The following is a 12247-nucleotide window of genomic DNA, read 5'->3' on the forward strand; positions in this document are numbered from 1 at the left end:
AGGCGGTGACGGCATGAGGCAACCCATCGCCGGACGGCGTGCGACGGAGGCGATATGAGCGGCTTCATCGCAGGCCTGTGCGTGGCCATCCTCCCGCTGCTCGCCGCAGGCTTCTGGCTCGGCCGGCGCACCGCCCGCCCCGAGAACTCCGGCGGCCTCGGCACCCCCGTCGAGCACGCCACCTTCGAGACCCTGCACACCGCCTCCCTCGCCGCACCCCCGCTGCGCGCCGGACTCACCGAGGAGACCGCCCGCAAGTCGGCCCGCAGGCTCCGCTCACTGCTCGGCACGGACGCGCTGTGCCTGACGGACCAGAAGGACGTCCTGGTCTGGGACGGGGTCGGCGGCCATCACCGTACGGAGATCATGGAACTCCTCGCCGGCCCCCTGGAGTCGGGCCGCGGCGAGGCCTTCCCGCTGACCTGCGACACCCCCGACTGCCCGGTGCGCTGGGCGGTGGTCGCCCCGCTCACCGTCGACGACCGGGTCCACGGCGCCCTCGTCGCCTGCGCGCCCCGGGAGTCGGCCGTGCTGGTGCGTGCGGCGGGCGAGGTGGCCCGCTGGGTCTCGGTCCAGCTGGAGCTCGCCGACCTCGACCAGTCCCGCACCCGCCTGATCGAGGCCGAGATCAAGGCCCTGCGCGCGCAGATCTCCCCGCACTTCATCTTCAACTCGCTCGCGGTGATCGCCAGCTTCGTCCGCACCGACCCCGAGCGCGCCCGTGAACTGCTCCTGGAGTTCGCCGACTTCACCCGCTACTCCTTCCGCAGGCACGGCGACTTCACCACCCTCGCCGAAGAACTGCATGCCATCGACCACTACTTGGCGCTCGTGCGGGCACGCTTCGGCGACCGCCTGTCGGTCACCCTGCAGATCGCCCCCGAGGTGCTGCCGGTGGCCCTGCCCTTCCTCTGCCTCCAGCCGCTCGTCGAGAACGCCGTCAAGCACGGCCTGGAGGGCAGGACGGCGCTCCCCGGCAAGAGCCACATCAGCATCACCGCACAGGACGCCGGCGCCGAGGCCCTCGTCGTCATCGAGGACGACGGCGCCGGAATGGACCCCGTCCTGCTGCGTCGCATCCTCGCCGGCGAGGTCAGCCCGTCGGGCGGCATCGGGCTGTCCAATGTCGACGACCGGCTCCGGCAGGTCTACGGCGACGCCTACGGGCTCGTCATCGAGACCGCCCCCGGAGCGGGCATGAAGATCACCGCCCGGCTGCCGAAGTACCAGCCGGGCGTGCACTCCGCGGGGCGGCTCACCCGGGAGTGAGGCTCAGCTGCCACGACTGGCCACCATCCCCAGCGTGATCAGCCCCAGCACCACCCACCCGAACCACAGCCAGCCATTGCTCCCGAGCGCCACCGTGTAGGCAGTCACCACGACGAGTCCGCCGACGGTGACCACCCCCATCGCCTTGGTAGAACCGTCCGTAGAACCGGGCATCGCAACACCCTCCTAGGGTTCGTCCCCCTCCATGGTGCCCCCGTTCTGCTTCCTGACGGTGCACACGACGAAATGAGTGCCCGTCTTCCAGGCCCCCTCGCTCGTCCAGGAGCCCGCCGTGTAGACGGAAGGATCGAAGCCGTAGTCGCGCGGCGGCACCTCCCGGGCGCACGCCGTGTCCGACTCGGTGCGCGCCTCGGCCAGCGTGACGTCGGCGCCCAGTCGGGTGAACCCGAGCACCTGCTCGTCGTGCGGGTCCGCGCAGGACACCAGGCGGGCGTCCCGGTGGGAGCGGACGTCCAGACAGTCCCTGCGTTGCATGGTCGCCGTGTCGGCGAAGGCCGACCCCGGCTTCCGATGCCCGCCCAGCGGCCCGTACACCGGACCGTGCGCGCCCAGCACCAGACAGGCGGTGCGCCGCCCGGCCGCCTCGAAGCCCGCCTCGGTCGGTACGACGGCGAAGCTGCGGACGTCCGCCAGCCTCCCGCGGACCTCCTCCGTCCGCTCCTCGCACGCCCCCGGCCCCTTCTCCCGCGCCTCGGCGGGGGACGCGGCCCCGACGAACGCCAACACCTGCCCGTCGGGCACCTTCTCCCGGCAACCGGGATCAACACTCAGCCGGGGCGTGCCCCGGAAGGGAGCCGTGCCGGGCCAGTCGGCGAGCACGCAGTCACCGTCCTTGAGCGCACTGCCGAGTCCGACGGTGTCGCCGTACGGCCGCGCGGTCCCCGTGGTGTCCGGCGACTGGGCCATGGCGTACCAGACGCCCACTCCCGCGAGGGCCAGCCCGAGGATGCCGCCGAGGACCGCGTGGAGGATGCGGGGACGGGCTCGGCGCTGCCCGTCGGGACCGGGATCGGGACCGGGACCGAGGCCCTGCGGGCCGTCGTGTGCACCGGTCGCCGGACCGAAGCCCGGTGGGCCGCCGGGCCGCTCGGACACCGGCAGGGGCAGGGAGCCGAAGCCCGTCGCGCAGGGCGTGCGCCCCGGCGGCGCCCCGTCCCAGTGCGGCTGCGAACCCAGGTCGGTCTGTGTCCGCGCGTACGCGTCGACCTCCGCGGTGACGATCCGCGACAGCGCCGCCTCCGCCTCCACCGCGGACATCCGCAGTGCCGGATCCTTCTCCAGCAACGCCCGCAGGACGGGCCCCAGCGTCCCGGCCCGCGCGGCCGGCGGGGGCTCCTCCATGACCACCGCGGTGACCTGGGCCAGATGCGACTCGCGGTCGAAGGGCCCCCGGCCCTCGACGGCGTGGTACAGCGTGCAGCCCAGCGAGAACAGATCCGTCGCCGGCGTCGGCGCCCCGCCCGTGACCCGCTCCGGTGCCAGATAGCCGGCCGTGCCCAGGAGTACCGACGCCAGCGTGTACCGCGTCTCACCGGCGTCCGGCTGCACCGAGATGCCGTAGTCCGTGAGCAGCACCCGCCCGTACCGCGCCCCGGTGCGGTCCGGAGCCAGCAGGATGTTCGCCGGTTTCACGTCCCGGTGCATGACGCCCCGCTCGTGTCCGGCGGTCAGCGCGTCGAGGACGGCGAGCCCGATGCGGGCGCACTCCGCGGGTGCCGGCGGCCCGCGCCGGTCGATCAGGTCACGCAGATCGACGGCGCCCGTCACGTACTCCATGACGATCCACGGCAGCCCCTCGTGCTCCAGCACGTCGTGCACGGTGACCACATGCGGATGCCCGCGCAGCCCCGCCGCGTGCCGGGCCTCCGTACGGGCACGGGCCACCCGGGCCTCACGCTCGCCGGCCTCGACGGGATCCCGGAACACGATCTCCTTCAGCGCGACCTCGCAGGCGAGTCTCCGGTCATGGGCGAGCCAGACATGGCCCATGCCGCCGCTGCCGAGCCGGTTCAGCAGCAGATAGCGGCCGGCGACGACCCGGCCCACTCCCGACGTCGGTGATCCTGAAGGCATCCGGTGACTCCCGGGTTCTGCGGGTGCGCCGCGTGGTTGTCAGGCGGTCGAACTTGCGCTGGGCCGGCCGGTGGACGGTGCGCTCGTCGCGGGCCGGCTGGTCTCGGGCGGCGGCGCGCTGCTGGTGACCGGGGCGCTGGTCGGGGCCGAGCTGGTGGTCTGCGGCGGTGAGCCGGTCGGGGGCGGGGGTGGTGCGCTGGACGTGGGGTCCTCGGGCGACGGGGGCTTCGCCGAGCTGGACGGCGGGTCGGAGGAGGCCGGATCGGACGAGGGCGGCGTCGCGGAGGACGGCGGGCCCGAGGTCGGGGGCCCGCTGGTGGGACCGGGGCTGCTCGGTCCGGAGCTGCCGGATCCGGAGGACGACGGCGGTGGAGCCGACCCGGACGGCGGCGACGTGGGCGACGAGGACGACGAGGACGACGAGGACGACGAGGACGACGACGGCAGCGAGCTCGACGGGTCCCGCGTCGACTCGGAAGACCCGGGCTCCGACCCCGACCCCGAACGCGGGGGAGTGGACGTCCCGGTCGACGAGCCACCGGACGTCGCCCCTCCGGCCACGCTCAACGTCACGTACTCCCCGAACCGCAGCTCCGTCCCGGCCGGCGGATCCGATGCCGTGACCCGGGCGTTGTCCGGCGGCAGCCCTCCGCCGACGAGGGCGGCCGCCAGCCCCTTGCCGGCCAGCCGCCGGCTCGCCTGCCCGAACGTCGTCCCGGTGAGGTCGGGCACCGCACGCCGCTCCCGCGTGTCGAACTCCGTGTCGTCCTCGCCCGTGGTGCCGACGGGACGGTTGACGCCCCGGTCAGGTTCTTGGACGTCGACGAGAGCGAGCTGCTCCACTTTCCGCGGCGCGGGCCGCACGGCCACCACGGACGACTTCTCGTAGCCCTTCCACTCCTCGTTGCGGTCGTCGAACTCGACCTTTATCCGCGTCGTGTCACCCTCGAAGGGCCGCAGCGGATTTCCGCACGAGCACTTCACGGCGGGAAGCCCCCGCTCGTCGACGAGAATCGCGATTCCCGTCTGCAGCAGAGCGTTGAAGGGGACGGCTTTGCTCTTTTTGTAGTCGTGGTTCTTCACGAGAGTGTCGTGACGCAGGAGTACGGGTGTGAGGCGGCCGAGATATCCCGGAATCTCTGCTGCACTGATGGAGAGCGCGGCTGCCCACGCCTGTGCCTTGCGCTCATTGGCCGGGTCGGTGAGGAACTCCTCCAGCCGTACGACGTCGCAGATCGTCGGCTGTTTCGAACCCCCGTACAGACCAGGAGTGTCGCCCTGTTGCAAACCGCCGTGCGCCGCCGGCGCCCTGACCTGGGCGTCCCGCCCCAGCCCCTGGTTCTCGTCGAAGAAGGGCGCGAGCGACGGAACTCCCGCGGCCACCGCTTTCACCACGGACAACGGTGTGTTCCGATCGCACCCACTGAGCGCCAGAACGAAGACCAACAGGACGGCGATCCTCCGAATCGCCGCTATTTCGGACCTGTGCACGAAAACGCGAAGCGCCATTACCGCTCCCCCCGGCGGTTCCCCCGACGCGCTTCATGCTACTGAAAGGCGCAGCCTTTCGGTTTCCTCAGTTCCCGCGTGCGTTCAATGAGGCCAAATAGGCGTTGTACGCCTCGAGTTCCTTGTCACCGTCCCGGTCGGCGGCCCGGTCCTGCCGCTTCGCCTGCCGCTGCTCGGAGCCGTACCACTGGAACAGCAGCGCGATCAGCACCAGCACGGACGGAATCTCACTGAACGCCCAGGCGATGCCGCCGGCCGCGTTCTGGTCGGAGAGCGCGTCGATGCCGAGTGAGGCGGGCGGGTTCTTGAACGTCTCGACCATCGGCTCCGACGCCATCATCAACGCGATGCCGAAGAACGCGTGGAACGGCATTCCCGCGAACAACTCCAGCATCCGCATCAGATACCCCGGCCGCTGCGGACCGGGATCCACGCCGATGATCGGCCAGAAGAACACCACACCCACGGCGAGGAAATGCACCATCATGGCGATGTGGCCCGTCTTGGAGCCCATCAGGAAGTCGAACAGCGGCGTGAAGTACAGCGCGTAGAGACTGGCGATGAACAGCGGAATGGTGAACGCCGGATGCGTGATGATCCGCATGTACCGGCTGTGCAGCAGAGCCAGCAGCAGTTCCCGCGGCCCCTTGCGCCCCCGCCCGGCCGGCGGCATCGCACGCAACGCCAGCGTCATCGGCGCACCGAGCAGGAGGAGAATCGGCGACAACATGCTGATCACCATGTGCTGCACCATGTGCACGCTGAACATGACCATCCCGTAGTCATTCAGCCCGGTGCACATGACGAGCATCACGGACAGCACCCCGGCGACGTACGACACGGTCCGCCCCACGGGCCACTTGTCGCCGCGCCGTGCGAGCCGCACGACCCCCCACGCGTACAGCGCGAGGCCCACCAGACAGGCGACGAGGAAGAACGGGTCCGCGGACCACGCGAGCCCGCGTCCCAGCGTGAACGGCGGCAAATCCATCATCATGCCGTGCCCGCTGTGATCCATCCGCCGGCTCCTGTTTCGTGGGGGTTGTGCAAGTCTGTCCGCACACAGACTAGAACTGCCCCCGGTCGGCATTGCGACCGGGGGCATCAGTTCAAGGGCGAACCGGAGCTACAGCACGCACTCAGCCTCTTCGTACCGGTCCTCCGGCACGGTCTTCAGCGTCTCCACGGCCTCCGCCAGCGACACCATCACGATGTCGGTCCCGCGAAGTGCGGTCATCCTGCCGAACTCACCCCGGTGCACGGCCTCCACCGCATGCCACCCGAACCGCGTCGCGAGCACCCGGTCGTAGGCGGTGGGCGTACCACCCCGCTGCACATGCCCGAGGATCACCGGCCGGGCCTCCTTGCCCAGGCGCCCCTCCAGCTCGATGGACAGCTGACGGGCGATCCCGGCGAACCGCTCATGCCCGTAGATGTCCTTGCCGCCCTCGTCGAACGCCATGGAGCCGGGCCTCGGCTTGGCCCCCTCGGCCGCCACGACGATCGCGAAGCGCTTGCCCGCCTCGAACCGCGCGCCGACCACCCGGGTCAACTCCTCGATGTCGAAGGGCCGTTCCGGCACGACGATGGCGTGCGCGCCGGCCGCCATGCCGGAGTGCAGCGCGATCCAGCCGGTGTGCCGGCCCATGACCTCGACCACGAGCACCCGCTGGTGGGACTCGGCGGTGGTCTTGAGCCGGTCCAGGGCCTCGGTCGCAACGCCCACGGCCGTGTCGAAACCGAAGGTGACGTCCGTGACCGCGATGTCGTTGTCGATGGTCTTCGGCACGCCCACGACGGGCAGGCCGTTGTCCGACATCAGCCGGGCCGCCTTCAGCGTGCCCTCGCCGCCGATCGGGATGATCGCGTCGAGGCCGAGCTCCTCGAGATGGCCCTTCGCCCGCTCCACGCCGTCCCGCAGATGGGAGGGCTGGACCCGGGAGGAACCGAGAATCGTGCCGCCGCGAGCCAGGATGCCGCTCACCGCGTCGAGGTCGAGCTTGAGGTAGTCGCACTCCAGGAGGCCCTTCCAGCCGTCCCGGAAGCCGATGACCTCGTCGCCGTGGTCGACGACGGCGCGGTGCACGACGGACCGGATGACGGCGTTCAGGCCGGGGCAGTCGCCGCCGGACGTGAGGACACCAATGCGCATAGCCCGAAAAACCTTCTCAACGTGGGCCGGGACCGGACCACGCTGTCCGGCTCGAATCCCCGCCACCCTAGCGGCATCGGGGGGCGGGGCCGAACCCTGCGTCCGCCTGCTGGACGACCCCGCTCACCTGTGCGGACGCACCGTCAGACGGGCTGGTGACAGCAGCCTGGAACCCAGGTGTACGAGCCGGTGCGACGACGGTCAGGCAGGCTGCTGCGCGGCAGCGATGCGCTCGTTGCGGAGCGCCTCGTACCAGCGGTCGTCGGTCGGCGGCAGCGCGTTCACGTCGAGCGCGAGCTTCAGCAGCAGGTCGGCGATCAGCGGGTTCCTGGCGAGCACGGGCCCGTGCATGTACGTACCGAAGACGGTGTCGTTGTACGCACCCTCCGTACCGTCGCCCGTGCCGTTGCCGTTGCCGAAGCGGACCTTGGCGAGCGGGCGGGCGGTGGGGCCGAGGTGGGTGACGCCCTGGTGGTTCTCGAAACCGGTCAACGGGGGCAGACCGAGGCGCGGGTCGATGTCGCCGAGCACGTCACCGACGCACCTGGCACCTTCGCCCCGCACCGACACCACGTCGATCAGGCCGAGACCGGGCTCGCGCTGGCCGAGGTCGTTGATGAACTCGTGGCCCAGGATCTGGTACCCGGCGCAGACCGAGAACACGATGGCGCCGTTCTCGACGGCCCGGGTGAGACCGCCGTCCCGGCGCAGCCGCTCGGCCGCCAGCCGCTGCGGCCGGTCCTCGCCGCCGCCGATCAGGTAGATGTCGCCGGAGGTCGGGATCGGCTGGTCGCTGCGCACGTCGAGACGGGCCACGTCCAGGCCGCGCTGCCGTGCCCGGCGCTCCACGACGAGGACATTGCCCTGGTCGCCGTACGTGCTGAGCAGGTCCGGGTAGATCCAGACGACCCGCAGACTGTTGTCGCTCATGAAGTCACTGTCCTTGTGAGTACGTCTGAGTACGTCAGTTGCCGACGCGGCGGCGCAGGTCCTGGAACGCGGTGTAGTTCGCGATGACCTCGATCCGGCCCGGCGGGCACAGCTGCACGGCCTGGTCGAGGGTGTCGCATACCTGGAACTGCTGGTTCGCGACCTCCAGCCGCACCGCGAGGTCGAGTCTGCGGTCGCCGACGACACAGATCGGGTGCCCGGTCAGCCGCGTGTAGTCGACGTCCCACAGCCAGGAGGTGTCGGTGCCGTCGGCGCCGCGCGCGTTCACGGAGAGGATCACCGGGGTCGGCGGCGGGTCGATCAGGGAGAACGTCTCCAGCCAGCCGGCCGGGTTCTTGGCGAGCAGCAGCCGCAGGTCCCGCCCTTCGAACTGCACGACGTCGTAGCGCCCCGCGACGGCCTGCACCTGGTACATCCGCTCCAGGGCGACCTGCGGCGGCACCCCGAACACGGCGGCCACGGCGGCCGAGGAGGCGGCGTTGGCCTTGTTGGCGCGGCCGGGCAGCTGGAGGTGGATGGGCCAGGCCGACCCGTGCGGGTCGAGGACGTGATCACCGGACAGTGCCCAGCTCGGCGTGGGACGCCGGAAACCGCACTCACCGCAGAACCAGTCGTCGCCCGGCCGCTGCATCACACCGCCGCACGACGGGCAGGACCAGGCATCGTCCTTCCACATCTGCCCGGCGGCGACCCAGATCACATTCGGGGACGAGGAGGCCGCCCACACGACCAGCGGGTCGTCGGCGTTGGCGATGATCACGGCCTTCGAGCCGGCGAGTCCCTCGCGCCAGTTCTCCGCGAGCATGCGGGTCTCGGCGGCGCGGTCCAACTGGTCACGGGAGAGGTTGAGGAGCGCGATGCACTTGGGGTCGGTGTCCCGGGCGACCCCGGCGAGGTACTTCTCGTCGACCTCGATGACGCCGTAGCGAGCCTCCGAGCTGCCCGCGAGTGCCGAGGTGATGCCGGCCGGCATGTTCGCGCCGAGCGCGTTGGAGACGACCGGTCCGGCGGCCCGCAGGGCCTCCGCGATGAGCCGGGTGGTCGTGGTCTTGCCGTTGGTCGCCGACACCAGGACCACGTCCAGGTTCTGCGCGAGCCGGGCGAGCAGGTCGGGGTCGAGCTTGAGTGCCACCCGGCCGCCGATCACCGAACCGCTACCGCGCCCCGCGGCACGCGATGCCGCCGCGACCGCCTTGCCCGCGGTCACGGCCAGCTTGGCCCGCGGCGAAAGCGGGTCCGAGTTGCCTGACATCAGTTCTCGATCCTCCTTGCGTACGCGCCGCGCCTCTGCCTGACGGCAACGTGGTGGTGGTCAGCCTATCGAGATCCATTCGCACTCCCGAATCGCCGTACCCTTGCGGCCATGCGAAACGGCTCGATTCCGGGCGCGCGCGGGCGCGTCCGTCCCCTCACCGTGCTCGGTGACCCGGTGCTCCAGGCGCCCTGCAAGGATGTCACCGACTTCGGCCCCGAATTGGCGACGCTGGTGGAGGACTTGTACGCGACGATGTACGCGGCGCGTGGCGTGGGCCTCGCCGCGAACCAGATCGGCGAGCCGCTGCGGGTGTTCGTGTACGACTGCCCGGACGACGAGGACGTCCGGCACCTCGGGCATGTGGTGAACCCTCGGGTGGTGGAGACGGACGGGGTGGTGCTCCGCGGCCCGGAGGGCTGCCTGTCCCTGCCGGGCCTGGAGGCGGGCACCGAGCGGTACGACCATGCGGTGATCGAGGGCTTCACGGTGACGGGGGAGCCGGTGACGATCCACGGGACGGGCTTCTTCGCGAGGTGCTTGCAGCATGAGTACGACCACTTGGAAGGCAGGCTCTACGCGGACCGCGTAACGGGCTGGCGCCACAGACGCCTGATGCGACAGGTGGCCCGAGCCTCTTGGCACAGGCCGACGCTGCCCACCTAGGGACCGTCAGAACCCCGGGCCGCCTATCTTGTCCCCCGCCGCAGCCAACCGCCCCCACAACAGGTCGGCCAGACTCCGCACCAACTCCGCCCGCGAGCACGGTCGTTCCCCGAGCCACCAGTCACCCGCGGCATGCATCATCCCGACTATCCCGTGCCCCCACACCCGGGCCAGCTGCTGACTGCCGGGACCGAGATCCAACCGCTCCTCGATGACGGTGGCCAGTTCCTCGCCCATCCTGCGCAGCAACGGCGCCGAGTGCTTGCCGACGTCGAACCCCGGGTCCCCCGGCTGGCCCCCCTCCGCCGGATGCATCAGGAACCGGTACACCTGAGGCCGCGCCTCGATCGCCGCGAGGTACGTGTCCAACGTGGCCTCGACGCGCTCACGCCGGTCCGCGGGGGCGTCCAGCGCCGCCCGCAGCGAGTCGAGCAGCGCGTCCGTGTGCCTCATGGCCAACGCCGCGTAAAGTCCGCCCTTGTCACCGAAGTGCCGGTACAGAATCGGCTTCGTGATCCCCGCCTCGGCCGCGATCGCATTCATCGAGGCCTGCGGGCCGTCGCGAAGCACCACTCTGTCGGCGGCCTCCAGCAGCTCGCGCCGACGGCGGTCGGCGGACCGCTGTTGCTCGGTCCGCTGCGTGGTGTCCATGAGCTCTCCCCACCCGTGGTGAATCGATGACGCATGCGCAAACTAACACTCAACCAGCCGGAACCATCGAACGGACTGCCGACCGGGCATCGCGGGTTGACTTTATCTACCCACGAGTAACAAACTAGGGTTACCGCTAGTAACAAGCATCAAGCATGCACGTACGCCGCTGGAGGGGACATGGCCGAGTTCACCATGGAGCTCAACGACGAACAGAAGGAGGTCCGGGACTGGCTGCACGGCTTCGCGGCCGATGTGATCCGCCCCGCGGCCGCCGAATGGGACGAGCGTGAGGAGACTCCCTGGCCGGTCATCCAGGAGGCCGCGAAGGTCGGCATCTACTCGCTCGACTTCTACGCCCAGCAGTACTTCGACCAGACCGGTCTCGGCATCCCCATGGCGATGGAGGAGCTGTTCTGGGGCGACGCGGGCATCGCCCTGTCGATAGTCGGCACCGGCCTCGCCGCCGTCGGCGTCCTCGCGAACGGCACCGAGGAGCAGATCGGCACCTGGGTGCCCCAGATGTACGGCGATGCCAACGATGTCAAGCTTGCCGCGTTCTGCTCCTCCGAGCCCGACGCCGGCTCCGACGTGGCCTCGATGCGGACCCGTGCCGTGTACGACGAGGCCAAGGACGAGTGGGTGATCAACGGCACGAAGACCTGGGCGACCAACGGCGGTATCGCCAACGTCCACGTGGTCGTCGCGGTGGTCGACCCGGACCTGGGGTCCAAGGGGCACGCGTCCTTCATCGTCCCGCCGAACACTCCCGGCCTGGCCCAGGGCCAGAAGTTCAAGAAGCACGGCATCCGTGCCTCGCACACCGCCGAGGTCGTCCTGGACAACGTGCGTGTGCCGGGTTCCTGTCTGCTGGGCGGCAAGCAGAAGCTGGACGAGCGGCTGGCACGGGCCCGTGAGCGGGCCAAGGCGGGCGGCGGCGAGCGGGTGAAGAACGCGGCGATGGCCACGTTCGAGGCCTCGCGGCCGGCCGTCGGCGCGATGGCCGTGGGTACGGCCCGTGCCGCGTACGAGGTCGCCCTCGACTACGCGATGACGCGTGAGCAGTTCGGGCGGCCGATCATCGACAACCAGGGTGTGGCGTTCCAGCTGGCCGAGATGGCGACGCAGATCGATGCCGCGCGGCTGCTGGTGTGGCGTGCCTCCTGGATGGCGGTGAACGGGAAGCCGTTCACGGCGGCCGAGGGGTCGATGTCGAAGCTGTTCGCGAGCGAGACGTCGAAGAAGGTCACCGCTCAGGCGATACAGATCCTCGGGGGCAACGGCTACACGCGGGAGTACCCGGTGGAGCGGATGCACCGCGACAGCGCGATCTACACGATCTTCGAGGGCACGAGCGAGATCCAGCGGCTGGTGATCGCCCGTACGTTGTCGGGCATGTCGATTCGGTAGCGCCGCAGGGGTTTGCCGCAGGGCGTCCTCGCGTCCTGCGGAGCTCTCCTAGGGTGCGGTGCCGCTGCTGTGCGCGATGCACGCCACATCGATGCGATCCGCGAGCTTCGCCAGCTCGATGGTCAGCGCAGCCACCGTGTCCTCGTCGAGCCCGTCCTCCCCGGCCTCGACAAGGTGCAGCCACCGACCCCCCACCGTGCGCAGCAGCTTGCTCACATCGGAGGCAGCCACCTGCAAGGTCCCGCGGTCATCGACGATCAGCGGCAGAGTAACTTCGCGGTTCACACCCGGGA

12 protein-coding genes are annotated in these 12247 nt (G+C 70.4%); 3 read left to right on the forward strand and 9 right to left on the reverse strand.

The features are described 5' to 3' along the window. Positions 1–54: 54 nt before the first annotated feature. Positions 55–1269, forward strand: a complete 1215-nt coding sequence (locus tag OG331_RS41560; RefSeq protein ID WP_406206729.1) for a sensor histidine kinase — start codon at positions 55–57, stop codon at positions 1267–1269. Positions 1270–1272: 3 nt separating this feature from the next. On the opposite strand, the gene OG331_RS41565 is transcribed toward OG331_RS41560, so the two are convergent. From OG331_RS41565 to OG331_RS41595, 7 genes are all read right to left on the reverse strand, one after another. Next, the gene (locus OG331_RS41565) at positions 1273–1443 is read right to left on the reverse strand and encodes a hypothetical protein (protein WP_328429244.1); all 171 of its coding nucleotides are present in this window, start codon (positions 1441–1443) and stop codon (positions 1273–1275) included. Positions 1444–1455: 12 nt separating this feature from the next. After that, entirely contained in the window at positions 1456–3363 is a 1908-nt protein-coding gene (locus OG331_RS41570; RefSeq protein WP_406206732.1) for a protein kinase domain-containing protein, read from the reverse strand. 39 nt (positions 3364–3402) lie between these two features. After that, positions 3403–4758 carry a DUF6777 domain-containing protein gene (locus OG331_RS41575; protein WP_406206735.1) on the reverse strand — a complete coding sequence of 452 codons (1356 nt, stop codon included), beginning with the start codon at positions 4756–4758 and terminating at the stop codon, positions 3403–3405. 181 nt (positions 4759–4939) lie between these two features. Next, positions 4940–5890 (reverse strand): cytochrome c oxidase assembly protein, encoded by a 951-nt coding sequence (locus OG331_RS41580; protein ID WP_406210647.1) that lies wholly within the window; start codon positions 5888–5890, stop codon positions 4940–4942. Between the two features lie 108 nt (positions 5891–5998). Beyond that, positions 5999–7024: a 6-phosphofructokinase gene (locus tag OG331_RS41585; RefSeq protein ID WP_389447369.1), complete on the reverse strand. Its 1026-nt coding sequence runs from the start codon at positions 7022–7024 to the stop codon at positions 5999–6001. 201 nt (positions 7025–7225) lie between these two features. Next, entirely contained in the window at positions 7226–7954 is a 729-nt protein-coding gene (locus OG331_RS41590) for a type 1 glutamine amidotransferase (protein WP_406206738.1), read from the reverse strand. A 34-nt stretch (positions 7955–7988) separates the two neighbouring features. Then, positions 7989–9227 carry a MurT ligase domain-containing protein gene (locus OG331_RS41595; protein WP_328429250.1) on the reverse strand — a complete coding sequence of 413 codons (1239 nt, stop codon included), beginning with the start codon at positions 9225–9227 and terminating at the stop codon, positions 7989–7991. Positions 9228–9338: 111 nt separating this feature from the next. Here OG331_RS41595 and def point away from each other — a divergent pair, with 111 nt between their 5' ends. Continuing rightward, on the forward strand, positions 9339–9893 hold the full coding sequence (gene def, locus OG331_RS41600; RefSeq protein ID WP_406206741.1) for a peptide deformylase: 555 nt from the start codon (positions 9339–9341) through the stop codon (positions 9891–9893). Positions 9894–9899: 6 nt separating this feature from the next. Here the strand turns inward: def and OG331_RS41605 are convergent, their stop codons facing one another. After that, a complete protein-coding gene (locus tag OG331_RS41605; RefSeq protein ID WP_328883145.1) occupies positions 9900–10544 on the reverse strand; it encodes a TetR family transcriptional regulator in 645 nt (214 codons plus the stop codon). A gap of 180 nt (positions 10545–10724) precedes the next feature. On the opposite strand from OG331_RS41605, the gene OG331_RS41610 reads away from it, so the two are divergent. Further along, positions 10725–11954: an acyl-CoA dehydrogenase family protein gene (locus tag OG331_RS41610; protein ID WP_328429253.1), complete on the forward strand. Its 1230-nt coding sequence runs from the start codon at positions 10725–10727 to the stop codon at positions 11952–11954. 48 nt (positions 11955–12002) lie between these two features. On the opposite strand, the gene OG331_RS41615 is transcribed toward OG331_RS41610, so the two are convergent. Beyond that, a complete protein-coding gene (locus OG331_RS41615; RefSeq protein ID WP_328429254.1) occupies positions 12003–12239 on the reverse strand; it encodes a DUF6213 family protein in 237 nt (78 codons plus the stop codon). Between the last annotated feature and the right edge of the window lie 8 nt (positions 12240–12247).

This window comes from Streptomyces sp. NBC_01017 (assembly GCF_045162795.1).
Lineage (GTDB): Bacteria > Actinomycetota > Actinomycetes > Streptomycetales > Streptomycetaceae > Streptomyces > Streptomyces machairae.

What these genes read in the sequence shown, in the direction of transcription:
- OG331_RS41560 (WP_406206729.1), top strand. Translation starts at nt 55, where the DNA reads ATGAGCGGCTTCATCGCAGGCCTGTGCGTGGCCATCCTCCCGCTGCTC.
- OG331_RS41605 (WP_328883145.1), bottom strand. Translation starts at nt 10,544, where the DNA reads ATGGACACCACGCAGCGGACCGAGCAACAGCGGTCCGCCGACCGCCGT.
- def (WP_406206741.1), top strand. Translation starts at nt 9,339, where the DNA reads ATGCGAAACGGCTCGATTCCGGGCGCGCGCGGGCGCGTCCGTCCCCTC.
- OG331_RS41585 (WP_389447369.1), bottom strand. Translation starts at nt 7,024, where the DNA reads ATGCGCATTGGTGTCCTCACGTCCGGCGGCGACTGCCCCGGCCTGAAC.
- OG331_RS41610 (WP_328429253.1), top strand. Translation starts at nt 10,725, where the DNA reads ATGGCCGAGTTCACCATGGAGCTCAACGACGAACAGAAGGAGGTCCGG.
- OG331_RS41580 (WP_406210647.1), bottom strand. Translation starts at nt 5,890, where the DNA reads ATGGATCACAGCGGGCACGGCATGATGATGGATTTGCCGCCGTTCACG.
- OG331_RS41570 (WP_406206732.1), bottom strand. Translation starts at nt 3,363, where the DNA reads ATGCCTTCAGGATCACCGACGTCGGGAGTGGGCCGGGTCGTCGCCGGC.
- OG331_RS41595 (WP_328429250.1), bottom strand. Translation starts at nt 9,227, where the DNA reads ATGTCAGGCAACTCGGACCCGCTTTCGCCGCGGGCCAAGCTGGCCGTG.
- OG331_RS41565 (WP_328429244.1), bottom strand. Translation starts at nt 1,443, where the DNA reads ATGCCCGGTTCTACGGACGGTTCTACCAAGGCGATGGGGGTGGTCACC.
- OG331_RS41590 (WP_406206738.1), bottom strand. Translation starts at nt 7,954, where the DNA reads ATGAGCGACAACAGTCTGCGGGTCGTCTGGATCTACCCGGACCTGCTC.